Here is a 15,543-nt window from a genome sequence, read left to right as displayed (position 1 = left end):
TCCTCGGTCGCAGGGGTCGTGTGTGGCTCGCGGGGTGTGCTCGACGGGTGTGGGAGGCTGGAAGCGTGAACCGATTGGCCAGTGCGACCTCGCCTTATCTGCGTCAGCACGCTGACAACCCCGTCGATTGGCGGCAGTGGGATGCTGATGCGCTGGCGGAGGCGGTCGCGCGGGACGTGCCGATTCTGCTGTCCATCGGGTACGCGAGCTGTCACTGGTGTCATGTGATGGCGCACGAATCGTTCGAGGACGTGCCGACGGCCGAGCTGATGAACGACAACTTCGTGTGCATCAAGGTGGACCGCGAGGAGCGTCCGGATCTGGACGCGGTCTATATGAACGCCACGGTGGCGATGACCGGTCAGGGCGGCTGGCCGATGACCTGCTTTCTCACCCCGGACGGCGAACCGTTCTACTGCGGTACCTACTACCCGAAGCTGCCGCGCGGCGGGATGCCGTCGTTCACCCAGCTGCTGACCGCCATCACCGATACTTGGCGCACTCGGCGCGACGAGGTGCACAAGGCCGCCGCCCAAGTCACCGACGCGCTGCGGGCGCAGGCCGCCGGACTGCCCGATGCCGACGTGACGATCTCGGCCGAACTGCTCGATCACGCGATCGCCGCGGTCATCCGCGACGAGGACGCCAAGCACGGCGGATTCGGTGGCGCACCGAAGTTTCCGCCGTCGGCGTTGTTGGCGGGCCTGCTGCGCGGTTGGGAGCGGACCGGCGAGACATCGATCTTCGACGTGGTGGCCCGCACCGCCGAGGCCATGGCCCGGGGCGGCATCTACGACCAGCTGCGTGGCGGGTTCGCCCGCTACTCGGTCGACGCCGCCTGGGTGGTGCCGCATTTCGAGAAGATGCTCTACGACAATGCCCAATTGCTGCGTGCCTATGCGCATCTCGCCCGCCGGACGCCGTCGGCGGACCGAGAGTCATTGGCGCACAGGGTTACTCGCGAGACGGTGGAATTCATCCTCGACGATCTCGGCACCGACCACGGCGGCTTCGCCTCCGCGCTGGATGCCGACACGCACCTCGAGCCGGGTGGTCCCGGAGTCGAGGGCGCGACCTATGTGTGGACCCCCGCCGAGCTGGTCGGCGAACTCGGCCCTATCGACGGCGCTTGGGCCGCTGAGGTTTTCGGCGTCACCACCGCCGGAAACTTCGAACAGGGCACCTCGATCCCGACCCGATACGCCGACCCCGACGCGCTATCCGACTCGGCTACCGCCGCGGCCGCCCGCGAGCGCCTCGAACGAATCCGCGCCACCCTGCGCGAAGCACGCGCTCGACGCCCACAGCCGGACCGCGACGATAAGGTCGTGACGGCCTGGAACGGCATGGCCATCACCGCTCTCGCCGAAGCGGGTTCGGCACTTCAGCACGATGATTGGGTCGACGCCGCCGCCCGCTGTGCTCGCTTCCTGCTGGACGAACACGTGGTCGACGGCCGAGTGCGCCGCGCCTCCCTCGGTGGTGTCGTCGGCACATCTCCTGGTGTGCTGGAGGACTACGCCTGGCTGGTCACCGGCCTGCTGGCCCTGCATCAGGCCACCGGCCGACTCGACTGGCTCGAACACGCACAACGCCTGCTGGACAAGGCAATTCACCACTTCGCCGATCCGACCTCGCCCGGCAGCTGGTTCGACACCGCCGACGACGCCGAAACCCTCGTCACCCGTCCCCGCGACCCCATCGACGGCGCCACCCCCGCCGGCGCCTCCGCCCTGGCCGAAGCCCTCCTCACCGCCGCGGCCACCAGCGCCCCGGAACCCGCACTGCGCTACCGCGAACTCGCCGATCAGACGCTGACCCGCGGCGCGGTCGTCCTGGCCCGTGCCCCACGCTCAGCAGGCCAGTGGCTCACCGTCGCCGAAGCCGCCCTGCGCGGCCCCCTCCAAATCGCCATCGCCCTACCCACTCCAACAGAGCCCACCACTTCCGACAGGTCCACCGCAGCAAGGGAATTGATCGCAACCGCCCGCACGGAAGCCCCCGGCGGCACAGTCATAATCGCCGCACCCCCGGACTCGGTCCCCCTCCTGGCGGACCGCCCCACCGCAGACGGCGCACCAGCCGCCTACGTCTGCCGCGGCTCGGTCTGCGACCTCCCTGTACGCACATCCGCTGACCTCCAGGCCTCCCTGAACCGCCCCTGACCTCCCGCCAACGCGGCAGCCCGAAGAACTGCCGCAGAGCGCGTCCACCTCGCACATAGAACCCTGTGCGCGGCTGCCACATGGTGTGCGACAGCTTGCTCCACTGTGCGGACTGCTCTGTGTCCAGCAGCCTGTCTGCCGGATCGCGCAGTTGCCCCCGCAGAGCGTGGCGACCTCGTGTATCGGTTGCGAAGTATGTGGGGGTGTCGGACGGTTTGCGGCAGCATGGCATCGAGGCAGGCGGGAAGTCGGTTGCGATGGAGGCGGCGGATGGGGGTGGTGGGGGAGAGTGGTGGGGTGGACGTGTGTAGTCAGGCCTTGTTTCTCGGTGGGCGGTCCGGTGTCGGGAAGACCACTGTGGCCTTCGAGGTTCATGCGCAGCTTTCGGCTGCGGGGGTGCAGCATTGTTTGATCGAGGGCGACAATTTGGATCAGGCCTATCCGGCGCCGTGGGAGCACGGTCTCGCGGAGCGAAATCTGGGTGCGATGTGGGCGAATTATCGGGCGCTCGGATATCGGCGGATGGTGTACACGAATACTGCGAGTGTGTTCGAGGAGGTGCTCGGCGAACTCGTCGCGGCGATGGGGGAGGAGCCGGAAGTCACTGCGGTTCTGCTGACTTGTGCGGACTCGACCGCGGCTGAGCGGCTGGCCGGTCGAGAGATCGGCACCGCCCTGGACCGACATGTGGAGCGCAGCAGGATTATGGCCGCCAAGCTGGATGCCGAGGCACCGGACCGGGTCCACCGGGTGCGCACCGACGGCCGCCGGGTCTCCGATATCGCGGCGGAAGTTGTCGGCCTTTCTTGCTGGTTGCGTTGATCCGCGGCGCGTCTGGAAGGACCCATCCCGGTGCGATGCCCCCACAATTGCAGCAAGGCGCTGCGTGTCACCGCGATCCAGTACGAGGACGAACCAACTCAATTCGAGGACGGGGATTCGGTTGTCGCGGTGCGTACTTCGGCGATCGCGCTGACGGCCGTCGCGTCGTCGGTATCGGGTGCCGTTGCGTTGGCCGCGGGGGTGTCGGAGATTTCGACGTCGGTCCAGCAGGCGGTGGGTTCGGGCATTCCGCGCAGCAGGATGTGGTCGTACAGGGTCCATTCGGCGCGCTCGTGCTCGGCCGCGGCCTCGATCACCGAGCCGCTCACCAGGATTCGCCGGGGCACCTCTTTCGCCTCGGTGGTCAGCCGGGCCGCTTCGTTGACGGCATCGCCGATCACCGTGTACTCCAAGCGCGTATCGGAGCCGACGTCACCCGCGAACGCCAGACCCCGCGCGACGCCGATGCCGATATCCAGTTCGCCGGTCGCGATCACCTCGTCGCGGATCCGCCGAGCCGCCCGCAGCGCGGGGGTCGCGTTGTCCCGCAAGGCAATAGGCGCGCCGAAGATGCAGAGTGCCGCATCGCCTTCGAACTTGTTGACCAGCCCGTTGTTCTCCTCGGTCGCCGCCACGACGATCGCGAGCAGCCGATTGAGCTTGGCGACGAATTCCTGTGGCTTCAACCCGCTGGACAATTCGACGGACCCGGTGACGTCGACGAACAGCGCCGAGACCTCCCGCACATCACCGGTCAGATCGAGCCCACCCGCCAGCGCTCGCTCGGCGACTTCGGTACCGACGTGACGTCCGAACACATCCCGCATCCGCTCGCGTTCGCGCAGATTGGCGGCGAGCTCGTTGACCGAGTTCTCCAGCCGCCCGATCTCGCTGGTGCTGCCCACCGGCACCCGAACATCCAACTCGCCCTTGGTGATCCGGTCCAGCGCCCGGCGCAGTGTGTACATCGGCATCGCGACCGAGCGGGCCAGGAAGGCGGTCGCCAGCGCACCGGCGCCCAAGCCGACACCGGAGAGGTAGATGGCCGTGCGAATACGGTCCGGCGCGCCCGAGGCCGGATCGGCGAGCACCACGATCAGCATCAACAGCGGCATCGCACCCGCTACCGCCCAGGTCATCACGACCCGGACCAGCACCGAGGAACTCCAGTGCATGGTGCCGCCGAGCACCTCGGCCACGATCGGGATGGTGGGGCGGATCAGCCGGTCGACGATCAGGAAGGTGAATCCGGCGGTTTGGAGCGCACCTAGGGTGAATAGCGCCGCGGTCACCGCCGGACTGTTGTGTGCGGTCAGATGCGAAAACGTCGCGGCTGCCACGATGACACCCGGAATCCAGCTGGCCAGCGCCTTGATCGTGATCGCGATCGGCAGACGCAGCAGTCGGCGCGCCTCTTCGACGCTCGGTTCGCGCCCATCATCGAGCCACCCGAAGTACACCGTGCGATCCCGGATGGCGAGGCCGATCCCGCCCACGAACCCCACCACCGGATAGATCGCCACCAGCCCGACGGTGTGACGCCAGTCGTCCCCGAGCCGGCCGAGAAACCCGCTGAGCCACAGCTCGGTGACGATCACCGCAAGCCCGCTGAGGTTCGCGGCCATCACCACCGCCGACAAACCCCACCGCGCATTCAGCGCCCAGACAACCAGCTTGGTGATCACAGCGCCCCGGCGTTCATGCGCACTGAAACACCCACGCACGTGCCGAGGTCCGAGCCGGCGGCCAGCCGATTCAACACTATCGCCTTGATCGGCAGCGCGATGCTGCGCAAGGCAGCAATGAGGAACACGAACGAGCAGCATAAGACCAGTGCGATCGCCAGTGGCGGTTTCGCGGTGATCTCGTCGGACATATCCGCGAACTCGGCAGTCACGCCGCCGACCAGTACCTCCGGTCCGGGCAGCGCGCCGACCCCGTCGCGAACCTCTGTTCGAAGGTCGCTCGAAACGATCAGCGCACCACGACCAACCAGATCGCCGCGTAATGACACACCGCCGCGAGCACCGTCGCCGCATGGAAGAACTCGTGATGTCCGAAGACCGTCGGCCACGGATTGGGCCATTTGGTCGCGTACAGAATCGCGCCACCGCTGTAGACGAGTCCACCGATGAGCAGCAGGATCAGCGGCGCGATCCCGACATTCGTATGCAACTGTCCGGCCACCGGCACGATCGCCCAACCCAACAGCAGATACAGCGGCACCCCGACCCAGCGCGGTGCGGTGGGCCACAACAGTTTCAATGCCACCCCGGCGAGCGCGCCGATCCACACCACGAGCAGCAGGAGTTGCCCGGTCCGCCCCGGCAACCCGAGCAGCGCGAACGGCGTATAGCTGCCCGCGATGAACAGGAAGATCATCGAGTGGTCGGCGCGCTTCATCTGGATCCGCGCGTTCGTGGTCGCCCAGGTCACCCGGTGATAGACGGCGCTGATGCCGAACAACCCGCAGACGGTGAGCCCGTACACCATGGTGGACCAGCCCGCCGTCGCCGAGACGGTCGCGGCCTTGGTGACCAGCACGATCACGGCGATCGCCGCGATGCCGACGGCCCAGGTGTGGATCCAGCCCCGCATCCGCGGCTTGATCAGCGTCGCCGTATTCGCGATCGCTGTGCCGACCGATTCGGACACGAGCTACCTCCTAGTAATACCAACCAGTAACCTACGGTACCGTAAGTTGGTGATCGTCAGCCACTGTACCCGGATATGCGGCCGGTGCCGGGATCGTGCCGCTGAGGCGTAGGGTTGGTCGCCGTGGAGCTTCCGAGTCAGGTGCGTGGATTGCCATACCGCATCTACGAGGCCCGGCTGTCCAAGCAGCTGGCCGGTAAACAACATCCCCGGCACGTCGCGGTGATGTGCGATGGTAATCGGCGCTGGGCCAGGGAGAACGGTTTCACCGATGTGAGCCATGGCCATCGGGTCGGTGCGCTCAAGATCGCCGAACTCGTCGGCTGGTGCGCCGACGAGGGTATCGAGATGGTGACCGTATATCTGCTCTCCACCGAGAACCTGCAGCGCGATCCCGACGAACTGGAGACCCTGTTCGAGGTGATCACCGACGTGGTCGAGGAACTTTCCGCGCCGGAACAGAACTGGAGCGTGCGCATCGTCGGCTCGCTCGACGGGTTTCCGGAGTTGGTCGCCAAGCGGTTGCGCACCGCGGCCGAGCGCACCAGCGGACGTGACGGCGTACATATCAACGTGGCGGTCGGCTACGGCGGTCGGCAGGAGATCGCGGACGCGGCCCGCAAGCTGGTCCGCCAGGAGATGGCGGCGGGGGAGACCGGTGAGGATCTGGTTCAGTCGATCACGGTGAACTCCATCGGCCAGCACCTGTACACCTCCGGCCAGCCGGATCCGGATCTGGTCATTCGAACCTCCGGTGAGCAGCGGCTTTCCGGATTCCTGCTGTGGCAGAGCGCATACTCGGAGATATGGTTCACCGAGGCGTACTGGCCGGAGTTCCGGCGGGTGGACTTCCTGCGCGCGTTGCGCGACTTCGCCGCCAGGCATCGCCGTTTCGGCGTTTGACGCAACGGCATTCGCGTACCGTCCGGTTTGTGGACGAGTCGAATGCTGTGCCCGCGCCGAAGGGGGATGGGCCGATGGCCTACATCGGCTACGAGGAATTCGGCAGGCGTTTCCTGGAGTACGCGGCCTCGGAGCAGCGCATTTCCGGCGCCTTCGCCCAGTTGACCGGTGCCGCCTTCGATTTCGGCCCGATCGGCGTCGGGCCCGGCAGGCTGGCGAAGGTCGCCGCGCAGGTACGACTAGGTGAGCCGAAGCTGCTCCGGTATGTCGACGACGTCATCTCCTTCGAGTTGATCATTCCGCTCGATGTCGATCTGCTGCTCGACCTCGCTGTCGATCGGCATCGCTTCCACGTCGACGGCAACGTGCACCTGCACCTGACGGTCCGTACCGCCGAGCCGCTGCGGGTTGTTATCGATATCACTGAGCCGCGCCCGAGCGATGTCCGCGTCAACGTGGCCATCGCGACTAAGCGGGGTCAACTCCTACGCATCCTCGCCAGCGTCGACCATGAGATCCGGCGGTTCGTGGCGCGCTACATCGCCGCCGAAATCCGCAAACCGCATATCGCCGCCGTACGCGATATCGACGTCGGGGCCCGCCTCGACGCGGCCTGGAAGCTCTAGAGCTTGCGCAGCCGCAGGCGGTTGATGGTGTGGTCGGCGTCCTTGCGCAACACCAGCGTCGCGCGCGGGCGGGTGGGCAGAATGTTGTCCACCAGATTGGGCCGGTTGGTGGAGTTCCAGATCTCCTGCGCGGTGGCCGTCGCTTGCTCGTCGGTGAAACCGGCGTAGTGGTGGAAATGCGCGTTCGGGTCGGCGAACGCGGTCTCGCGCAGCGTGAGAAACCGTTGCACATACCACTTCTCGATGTCCTCGATGCGGGCGTCGACGTAGATCGAGAAGTCGAACAGGTCCGAGACCATCAACCGCGGACCGGTCTGCAACACATTGAGACCTTCCACGATGAGAATGTCGGGCTGAGTCACGCAGTGGAACTTGCCCGGCACGATGTCGTAGGAGATATGCGAATACACCGGCGCGCATACTTCGGCCGCACCGGATTTCACCTCGGTGACGAAGCGCAGAAGTTTGCGGCGGTCATAGCTTTCCGGAAAACCCTTGCGGTGCATGATGCCGCGCCGGGTCAGTTCCGTGGTGGGATAAAGGAATCCGTCGGTTGTGACCAAATCCACACGCGGATGGTGATCCCACCGTGCGAGCAACGCTTGCAGTACGCGCGCGGTCGTCGATTTTCCGACCGCGACACTGCCTGCGACACCGATCACGAATGGCACCTGCTGATCGGGATGCTTCTCCCCGAGAAAGGTCGCGGTCGCGGCGAACAGCCGTTGACGTGCGGCGACCTGCAGGTGAATGAGCCGAGCGAGCGGGAGGTAGACCTCGGCGACCTCTTCCAGATCGATCTGTTCGCCGAGGCCGCGAAGACCGATGAGTTCTTCCTCGGTGAGCACCAGCGGAGTCGACTTACGCAGCGTGCGCCACTGTTTCCGGTCGAATTCCACATAGGGACTCGGCTCACCCATTCGTGCCACTTACCCGACACTCCGCTCAGGCAAACACGCATACGTCACGCGCCGACTGTGTGAGATTCGGTCTAGCTCTCGCATAGCCGGATTCTGCTCTGCGTCACCATCGGTGGGAACACGGGGGTGCTGCTACCGGTTGGTAACCAGTCGATGCCGAGGCCGCTACCGGCTAATGTCGGCGGGCATGGAAGCGCATCCCCTCGTGACCGAGTATCTGCGACTCGGCTTGGCATTCGACCGGCTCGAGGAAGGTTTCGTCGACGCCTATACCGGCGATCCGGCGCTGCGTCGCGAGGTGGACAACGCACCGGTCCCGCAGCCGCGCGAGTTGGCGCGCCGGGCGGCGTCGTTGCGCGCGGAACTGCCAGCAGCCGGGTTGGCGCCGCGGCGGTCGGAATTCCTCGACGCGCATCTGCGCGCGCTGGAATGCTCCGGGCGCAAGTTCGCCGGGGACGACATCGGATTCGTCGACGAGGTGCGCGCGTACTTCGATGTCGAGATCGCGCCCGGCGATGTCGAGGACTACCGCGAGGCGCACCGGCAGATGGACGAGGTGCTCACCGGCGACGGACCGCTCGACGAGCGGGTGACCGCGTTCCGCAAGGCCGATGAGGTTCCGCCGGAGCGATTGAGCGTCTGCGTCGAGGCATTCTCGAGTGCGCTGCGCGAACTGGTGCGCGAGCATTATCCACTGCCCGACCACGAGCACGTCACCTATGAGGTGGTGGGGGACAAGCCGTGGTCCGGCTTCAACTACTACCTGGGCAACTACCACTCCCGGGTGGCGATCAACTCCGACCTCAAACAACATATGGCGCAGCTGCCCACCCTCATCGCGCACGAGTCCTACCCGGGGCATCACACCGAGCACTGCCGCAAGGAGGCCGGGCTGGTCGCGGCCGGGCAGGCCGAGCAGACGCTGTTCCTGGTGAATACGCCGCAGTGCCTGATGGCGGAGGGGCTGGCGGATCTGGCGCTGCGCTCGATCGTCGGACCCGGCTGGGGCAAGTGGGCGCAGGAGATCTACGCCGATCTCGGGTTGCGCTTCGAAGGTGAACGCGCCGAACAGCTTTCGAACGCCTCCGCAAAACTGCTCGGGGTCAGGCAGGATGCCGCGCTGCTGTTGCACGATCAGCATCGCGACGCGGACGAGGTGGCCGGATTCCTGCAGCGCTGGGGTCTGACCACGCAGGAACGCGCACGTCAGTCGTTGCGGTTCCTCTCCTCGCCGCTGTGGCGCGCTTACATCAGCACCTACGTCGAGGGCTACCGCCTGCTCGGCGGCTGGCTGGACCGCGCGGTGGACGCCGATGATCGCGCCGACCGCTTCCGTCGCCTCCTCGACGAACCCCTCACCCCCGGCGCGGTCCGCACCATGTGACCCGCCGCTGGATCACTCACACGCTGGCGATCCGCACCGAGATCGGGTCGGATTCCAGCGCTTTGCTGATGAACTTCGTCAGCGGAAGATGACGCAGGTGGTGGTGGCGTGCGCGACCAGTCGTCCCTGGTCGTCGACGACGCGGCCCTCGGCGGTGGCGGTGGTGCGCCCGACATGGATGGTGGTGCCGGTCGCGGTGAGGCGACGACCGTCGGTCGGCACCGCCCGGATGTAGTTGATCTTCAGTTCCAGCGTGGTGTAGCCGACACCGGCGTCGAGGGTGGTGTGCACCGCGCAGCCCATCACCGAATCGAGCAGCGTCGCGCAGATGCCGCCGTGCGTGGTGCCGAGCGGATTGGCGAAATCGGGGCGGGTCGCCAGCCCGAAGACAACGTTGCCGTGTTCGAGCAGATCGACCTCCATACCGAGCAGATCGCCGATGAACGGCGGGCGCGATTTCGTAGTCATCGCGGTGCGCAGCAGTTCGAGTCCGGACAGTTGCGCAAGGTCGACCGGCTCGGCCGAGGTTGGCGAACTCATGAGTTCCGTCCTTTCGGTGAACCGATCGGTCCACATCTGTCATGATTGGAGCATGGACCGATCGGTTCACGCAACTATCGGGCAGGGAGGCCGTCGATGACCGTGGGTCCGCGCGACCGGCTGATCGAGAGCGCCATCGAGCTGATACGTGAACAGGGTGTGCATGCCGCCGGGCTCGCCGCCCTGCTCGAGCGCAGTCACGCCTCCCGCAATTCGCTCTACCAGCACTTTCCGTCCGGCAAGAGTGAGCTGGTCGAGACCGCGACCACGACGGCGGGCGCACGCCTGGCCGGGGTGATCGACCGGATCACCGGTTCCGGACCGGCCGAGCAGTGGATCGCCGAACTCGTCGGCTGGTGGCGGCACGCGCTGGAAAAGACCTCGTTCACCGCGGGTTGTCCGGTCGTCGGCGCCGCCCTCGCCGAATCCGAACCGCGGGTGCAGGCGGCCGCGGGCGCCGTCTTCACCGACTGGACCGACCGGCTTGCGGCGGCCTTGGCGGCCGACGGGATCGCCCCCGAACGCGCGCGCTCGCTGGCGGGCTTCACGATCAGTGCGCTGGAAGGCGCGATCGTGCAGGCGCGGGCCATGAAATCCACGCAGCCGCTCGAGGATGTGGTGGCGAATCTCGTTCCGCTGCTGCGCTCTGGATAAGATGACAGGACCGCGACTGGCGCACTCGAGGTGGAAGCAACCACCGGGAAGCACCCTCGCCCCGCACCGCGCGCCTGGGTGCCGGGCCTAGGGCCTTGGGGTGCGCACCCCCGGGGCCACGGAGGTTGCGATGCATACCGAGACACAGAACCCCCTGATCGGCGCTGCGCCGACGGCCAATAGACTCGATCGGGTGACGCAGACGACCGCCTCTGTCAATACCCAATCCCTCGGTGAGCTCGATCCGGAGGTCGCTGCCGCGATGGCAGGCGAACTCGCCCGCGAACGCGACACCCTCGAGATGATCGCCTCGGAGAACTTCGTGCCGCGCGCGGTGCTGCAGGCTCAGGGCAGCGTGCTCACCAACAAGTACGCCGAGGGCTACCCGGGGCGTCGCTACTACGGTGGCTGCGAGCACGTCGACGTCGTCGAGACCCTCGCCCGTGATCGTGCCAAGGAACTCTTCGGCGCCGAATTCGCCAATGTGCAGCCGCATTCCGGCGCACAGGCCAACGCCGCGGTGCTCATGGCGCTGATGGAGCCGGGCGACAAACTGCTCGGCCTCGACCTCGCGCACGGCGGTCACCTCACCCACGGTATGCGGCTGAACTTCTCCGGCAAGCTCTACGAGGTGCACTCCTACGGGGTCAGCAAGGAAGACCACCGCATCGATATGGACGAGCTGCGCGAGACCGCGCTCGCCGCGCGTCCGAAGGTGATCGTCGCCGGTTGGTCGGCCTACCCGCGGCATCAGGACTTCGCCGCGTTCCGCGAGATCGCCGACGAGGTGGGCGCGAAGCTGTGGGTCGATATGGCGCACTTCGCCGGTCTGGTCGCGGCCGGTCTGCATCCCTCACCGGTGCCCTACGCCGACGTGGTGTCCTCGACCGTGCACAAGACCCTCGGTGGTCCGCGCTCAGGTCTGATCCTGGCCAAGCAGGAGTTCGCGAAGAAGCTCAACAGTTCGGTGTTCCCGGGGCAGCAGGGCGGCCCGCTGATGCATGTGATCGCCGCCAAGGCTGTCGCGTTCAAGATCGCGGCGGGCGCCGAATTCCGCGAGCGGCAGGAGCGCACCCTCTCCGGTGCGAAGATCCTGGCCGAGCGTCTCGGCGGCGCCGACGTCAAGGACAAGGGCATCAGCGTCCTCACCGGCGGCACCGATGTGCACCTGGTGCTGGTCGATCTGCGCAACTCCGAACTCGACGGCCAGCAGGGCGAGGATCTGCTGCACGAGACCGGAATCACAGTGAACCGCAACGCCGTTCCGTTCGACCCGCGTCCGCCGATGGTCACCTCCGGTTTGCGCATCGGCACCGCCGCACTGGCCACCCGTGGCTTCGGCGATGCCGAGTTCACCGAGGTCGCCGACATCATCGCCACCGCCCTGGCCGGCGGCTCCGACATCGACGCGCTGCGTGCCCGGGTCAGCAAGCTTGCCCAAGACCTCCCGCTCTACGAGGGCCTCGAGGACTGGCGTCTGCTCGGCTGATCTCATCAGATCTCGGAAATCGCCTGGGAATCCAACGCCATCCGGCTGGAATCCCAGGCGATTTCGTGTGCTCGTGCGGTCGGCCGGCGGGATGCGTTGAGATCGTCAGCTCCGCGCGCAAACCTACTGGTCGATGCGGGCTTTCGCGCGGACGATGGAGTCATCCAGATATCGGGTGATATCGGCGGTGGTGGCGGGGCGGATCATCAGCGCTCGGTTGGCGGGGACCTCGCAGTAGCGGCCGTCCTTGGTGTCTATCCAGCGCAGCTTTCCGGTGCGCAGTGGTTCGGCGTTGCGGGGGCCGACCAGGACGGTTGCGGTGCCGCTGGTATCGCAGGGTTGGCGCCAGAAGCGGCGGTAGCGGTCCTGGATGGCGCGGGAGGGGGCGTTGCCGAAGGGGTCGGGGCGGTCGTCGTTGAGATCGTCGAGTAGATAGCTCTTTTCGGCGGCGATGCCCGGCGGCGGGTCCGGGAGCAGACGGACCAGTTCGGTGGCGAGTTGGTCTATGCGGACGCGGCGCAGGCGCACTTTGCCGCCGTCGGGTGCGGCCGATTGCAACGCGATGACGCCGGGTCCACTGCGGGTGGCGCAGGCGATGGCACGCATCTCGACCGCACCGCGCGTGTTGTCGATGCCGAATAGTTCGATGCGCCATTCGGGTCGGGCGAGCACCTGTAGGGCACGCTGCAGCGGCGCATGGTCCTCGCGGGCCAGTTCGGAGCGGAATTTCTGCTGATAGGCGTGGTATTCGTGGAGTCCGGGAAAGCGGCTGGTGAAGCGAAACGGAAAGGGCATGCGGTCCAGACCGGTGCCGAACCAGGCCGCCGCGAATTGCTCGGCGGACAAGGCCCACTGCGCCATCATTGGGCCCCGAGAACAGGCGGTACGGTCTTGTCCACCTCGCCGATGAGCTCCTCGCCATGTTCCTCGGTGCGCAGGTAGGTCGCCGATTTGTGCTCGCCGTCCGCCCCGCGCCGCGCACGTGCCCCTGGCGGAAGCATCCCGGAGTATCCCGAGGCACCCGCCGCGCCCACCCGACTCGGTGTGCCGCTCGCGGGTTGCGTCGAAGTGGCCGCCCCCGGCGTGGTGCCCTGCACCGACTTCCCAGGGCTGGGTGTCGTCCCTCCATTACCTGGTGTCGACCCGCCACCACCAGGCGTCCCGCCGAGACTCGGGGAGGTTCCGGGACGGCTCGATGTCCCCGGCGTGATCCCAGCCGGTGTGACAGTGGTGACCGAGGTCGGCGGCGAGCCGGTCGAGGGAACGGTCGACGTCGTCGAGCTGTGCGTAGACGAGGCCGGTGTAGTCGACGAGCTGTTCTGCGTCGGCGAAACGGACTGTGGAGCAACAGCTTCGCTCTTACCGGTCTCGTCCGTCTGCCCAGCGTCCGGTGCCTTCCCCGCGTCCTCGGTCTTACTCGACTCTTCGCTCTTACCCGGTTCGGTCGCCTTGCCCGAGTCCTCGCTCTTACTCGGCCCGGTCCCGACCGCGGTATCGCTCGGCGAAGTCCCGACCCCCGACGGCACAGAAATCGGATCGACCGGCGGCGGCAACGTCGGAATCGCCGGCGCCGTACTCCCATACGGCTGGATATACAGCGTGCTCATATCATCGCGAGCCTGCTCCTCCTGCGTATTCCGCAGCTCCGGCCCGCGTGGATTGCTCGACGTCTCCACCACCGGCGGCACCGCCACCTTGAACCGCCCCGCGGCACTCGCGGCCGCCGATAGCGGCGTCGACTGCTGATCCAGTGACTCGCCCAGCTCACCCACCCGCGTGGCGTAATCCCGGATGCCGCGCACCGCCTGGTCCGCCGCGGCGCCTTCCCAATGTTGGTCCACCGCCTGCTGAATCGCGGTTTCGAACTGCTGCCCCGCCTTGGTCACCGCCGCCGCGATGGCCGACCAGGCATCGAACGCACCGTCCAGTCCGTCCGGATTCATCTGGTCGGCCGCCTGTTTGATCTCCGCGTGTGAAAAGTTCTGCGCGTTCTCGGGATCGGTGATCACGCGGCCGTCCGTCTGTGCTGTCATGGCCGACCCAGCCCCTTCCGTCAGTGCCGTCTGACCTTATAGACGCACCCGACCCCACCCCGGTTCCATCGAAACACAGCCGATCTCGCCGCGCCAGACCATCCGTCCGCGGATAGCCGGGGTGGAGCCGGTGTCAGTTCGCATCGGCCGCCGCGACCAGCGCCGGGTAGTCCGGCAGTTCGATGGTCTTGACGTTCTCGGTCATTTTCACCGTCATGTCGAACATCCACGAGTGCAGGAACCAGTTGCGGAACTTGATGCCGAGCGCGGTCTTCGGCGCGAAGAAGCGCCCGGCGTTGCTGTAGTCCGCGAGTTTGGTGAGGGCGCGCATGCGCTCGTCGTAGCGGGCGAAGGCCGCCGGGTAGTCACCATCGGCGAGCGTGAGTTCACCGGCGATGATGTAGGCGCCCTGCACCGCGAGCCCGGTGCCGAAGCCGCCCAGGGTGTTTCCGTAGCCCGAGTCGCCGACCAGCGCGATCCGGCCACGGCTGTAGCTCTTCATCTTGCGCACCATGCTGATCGAGTCCAGGAAGAAGTCGTCGAAATCGTCCATTTCGGCGAGCATGCGCGACGCCTCCCAGCCGACGTCGGCGAAGGTCTCCTTGACGATGCGCCGCTGCGCCTGGGCATCGTCGCGGGCGTAATCGAGTTCGGGCGAGGCGAAGATGTAGAGCTGCTGTGCCTTCGAGCCGCCGGTGATGACGCATTTGCCCGGCTCGTTGTAGCCGTAGGCCGTCATCCGCTCGGGAGTGCCCGCGGACTTCGTCGCCCACGGACTAGCACCCGCGACGCAGTAGTAGTGGCCGAGGTGCTTGACGAAGTCCTGTTCCGGTCCGAACGCCAAACGCCGGACCCGCGAATGGATTCCGTCGGCGCCGAAGACCAGATCGAAGCCGCGTGGCGCGCCCTTCTCGAATTCGACCCACACGCCGTCATCGGTTTCGGTCAGTGCGCTGATCGAGTCGCCGAAGATGTATTCGCAGTCCCGGCAGGTCTTTTCGTACATGATCCGAGCCAGATCGCCGCGCAGGATCTCCACGTCGCCGCCGGTGAAATCGCCGGAGATCATCGCCTGCCGCGCACCTGTGCCGTCGACGATCGCGATATCGGTCGTGCCGGTCCGATGCGCGTAGATGTCGTCCAGGATGCCCATGCCCGCCAGCACCTTGCGGTGCGTTTCGCCGGTGAAGTCGACGGCCTGGCCGCCGGGCCGCAGCGACGAGGCGCGCTCGACCACGGTGACATCGAACCCGTAGCGATTCAGCCAGTAGGCGAGGGCGGGGCCCGCGATGCTCGCGCCGGAGATGAGAACGGACTTGTTACGCATGATGTCTCCTGATGTCAGTATCTGC

The 15,543-nt window shown here is 66.7% G+C and carries 15 protein-coding genes and 1 riboswitch; of the genes, 7 read left to right on the top strand and 8 right to left on the bottom strand.

The window, feature by feature from the left end:
• Window positions 1–65: 65 nt before the first annotated feature.
• Both OG874_RS28705 and OG874_RS28700 read left to right on the top strand, forming a co-directional pair.
• On the top strand, window positions 66–2,165 hold the full coding sequence (locus OG874_RS28705) for a thioredoxin domain-containing protein (protein WP_330250219.1): 2,100 nt from the start codon (window positions 66–68) through the stop codon (window positions 2,163–2,165).
• A gap of 270 nt (window positions 2,166–2,435) precedes the next feature.
• Window positions 2,436–2,987, top strand: coding sequence for an adenylyl-sulfate kinase (locus OG874_RS28700; protein ID WP_330250218.1), 552 nt, complete (start codon window positions 2,436–2,438; stop codon window positions 2,985–2,987).
• Window positions 2,988–3,085: 98 nt separating this feature from the next.
• Here the strand turns inward: OG874_RS28700 and OG874_RS28695 are convergent, their stop codons facing one another.
• The 3 genes from OG874_RS28695 to trhA form a co-directional block, all read right to left on the bottom strand.
• Window positions 3,086–4,672: an adenylate/guanylate cyclase domain-containing protein gene (locus OG874_RS28695; RefSeq protein WP_330250217.1), complete on the bottom strand. Its 1,587-nt coding sequence runs from the start codon at window positions 4,670–4,672 to the stop codon at window positions 3,086–3,088.
• Entirely contained in the window at window positions 4,669–4,884 is a 216-nt protein-coding gene (locus OG874_RS28690) for a hypothetical protein (protein WP_330250216.1), read from the bottom strand. The genes OG874_RS28695 and OG874_RS28690 overlap by 4 nt, the downstream gene beginning before the upstream one ends.
• Window positions 4,885–4,961: 77 nt before the next feature.
• Window positions 4,962–5,642 (bottom strand): PAQR family membrane homeostasis protein TrhA, encoded by a 681-nt coding sequence (gene trhA, locus OG874_RS28685; protein WP_330250215.1) that lies wholly within the window; start codon window positions 5,640–5,642, stop codon window positions 4,962–4,964.
• A gap of 114 nt (window positions 5,643–5,756) precedes the next feature.
• Between trhA and OG874_RS28680 the strand changes: the two genes are divergently transcribed.
• Complete coding sequence (locus OG874_RS28680) at window positions 5,757–6,545, top strand: isoprenyl transferase (protein ID WP_330250214.1); 789 nt, start codon at window positions 5,757–5,759, stop codon at window positions 6,543–6,545.
• A gap of 74 nt (window positions 6,546–6,619) precedes the next feature.
• Window positions 6,620–7,171 carry a hypothetical protein gene (locus OG874_RS28675; RefSeq protein ID WP_330257461.1) on the top strand — a complete coding sequence of 184 codons (552 nt, stop codon included), beginning with the start codon at window positions 6,620–6,622 and terminating at the stop codon, window positions 7,169–7,171.
• On the opposite strand, the gene coaA is transcribed toward OG874_RS28675, so the two are convergent.
• On the bottom strand, window positions 7,168–8,100 hold the full coding sequence (gene coaA, locus OG874_RS28670) for a type I pantothenate kinase (RefSeq protein ID WP_330250213.1): 933 nt from the start codon (window positions 8,098–8,100) through the stop codon (window positions 7,168–7,170). The genes OG874_RS28675 and coaA overlap by 4 nt on opposite strands.
• Window positions 8,101–8,278: 178 nt before the next feature.
• On the opposite strand from coaA, the gene OG874_RS28665 reads away from it, so the two are divergent.
• Entirely contained in the window at window positions 8,279–9,475 is a 1,197-nt protein-coding gene (locus tag OG874_RS28665) for a DUF885 domain-containing protein (protein WP_330250212.1), read from the top strand.
• Window positions 9,476–9,553: 78 nt separating this feature from the next.
• Here OG874_RS28665 and OG874_RS28660 read toward each other — a convergent pair whose 3' ends face one another.
• Window positions 9,554–10,015, bottom strand: a complete 462-nt coding sequence (locus OG874_RS28660) for a PaaI family thioesterase (RefSeq protein WP_330250211.1) — start codon at window positions 10,013–10,015, stop codon at window positions 9,554–9,556.
• A gap of 96 nt (window positions 10,016–10,111) precedes the next feature.
• On the opposite strand from OG874_RS28660, the gene OG874_RS28655 reads away from it, so the two are divergent.
• Both OG874_RS28655 and glyA read left to right on the top strand, forming a co-directional pair.
• Window positions 10,112–10,669: a TetR/AcrR family transcriptional regulator gene (locus OG874_RS28655; RefSeq protein ID WP_330250210.1), complete on the top strand. Its 558-nt coding sequence runs from the start codon at window positions 10,112–10,114 to the stop codon at window positions 10,667–10,669.
• Between the two features lie 2 nt (window positions 10,670–10,671).
• Window positions 10,672–10,756, top strand: a riboswitch (ZMP/ZTP riboswitch).
• Window positions 10,757–10,862: 106 nt separating this feature from the next.
• The gene (gene glyA, locus OG874_RS28650) at window positions 10,863–12,158 is read left to right on the top strand and encodes a serine hydroxymethyltransferase (RefSeq protein ID WP_330250209.1); all 1,296 of its coding nucleotides are present in this window, start codon (window positions 10,863–10,865) and stop codon (window positions 12,156–12,158) included.
• A 123-nt stretch (window positions 12,159–12,281) separates the two neighbouring features.
• Here the strand turns inward: glyA and OG874_RS28645 are convergent, their stop codons facing one another.
• From OG874_RS28645 to OG874_RS28635, 3 genes are all read right to left on the bottom strand, one after another.
• Window positions 12,282–13,022, bottom strand: a complete 741-nt coding sequence (locus OG874_RS28645) for an ESX secretion-associated protein EspG (RefSeq protein ID WP_330250208.1) — start codon at window positions 13,020–13,022, stop codon at window positions 12,282–12,284.
• Window positions 13,019–14,191, bottom strand: coding sequence for a PPE domain-containing protein (locus tag OG874_RS28640; protein WP_330250207.1), 1,173 nt, complete (start codon window positions 14,189–14,191; stop codon window positions 13,019–13,021). The genes OG874_RS28645 and OG874_RS28640 overlap by 4 nt, the downstream gene beginning before the upstream one ends.
• Window positions 14,192–14,324: 133 nt before the next feature.
• Window positions 14,325–15,518 (bottom strand): FAD-dependent monooxygenase, encoded by a 1,194-nt coding sequence (locus OG874_RS28635; RefSeq protein ID WP_330250206.1) that lies wholly within the window; start codon window positions 15,516–15,518, stop codon window positions 14,325–14,327.
• Window positions 15,519–15,543: the final 25 nt, after the last annotated feature.

Source organism: Nocardia sp. NBC_00565, from assembly GCF_036345915.1.
Classification (GTDB): domain Bacteria; phylum Actinomycetota; class Actinomycetes; order Mycobacteriales; family Mycobacteriaceae; genus Nocardia.
This window is presented reverse-complemented; position numbering and strand designations above follow the sequence as displayed.

Coding starts and splice junctions, on each gene's coding strand:
- OG874_RS28660 (WP_330250211.1), bottom strand. CDS start 10,015: ATGAGTTCGCCAACCTCGGCCGAGCCGGTCGACCTTGCGCAACTGTCC.
- OG874_RS28655 (WP_330250210.1), top strand. CDS start 10,112: ATGACCGTGGGTCCGCGCGACCGGCTGATCGAGAGCGCCATCGAGCTG.
- OG874_RS28700 (WP_330250218.1), top strand. CDS start 2,436: ATGGGGGTGGTGGGGGAGAGTGGTGGGGTGGACGTGTGTAGTCAGGCC.
- OG874_RS28640 (WP_330250207.1), bottom strand. CDS start 14,191: ATGACAGCACAGACGGACGGCCGCGTGATCACCGATCCCGAGAACGCG.
- OG874_RS28645 (WP_330250208.1), bottom strand. CDS start 13,022: ATGATGGCGCAGTGGGCCTTGTCCGCCGAGCAATTCGCGGCGGCCTGG.
- OG874_RS28665 (WP_330250212.1), top strand. CDS start 8,279: ATGGAAGCGCATCCCCTCGTGACCGAGTATCTGCGACTCGGCTTGGCA.
- OG874_RS28635 (WP_330250206.1), bottom strand. CDS start 15,518: ATGCGTAACAAGTCCGTTCTCATCTCCGGCGCGAGCATCGCGGGCCCC.
- OG874_RS28675 (WP_330257461.1), top strand. CDS start 6,620: ATGGCCTACATCGGCTACGAGGAATTCGGCAGGCGTTTCCTGGAGTAC.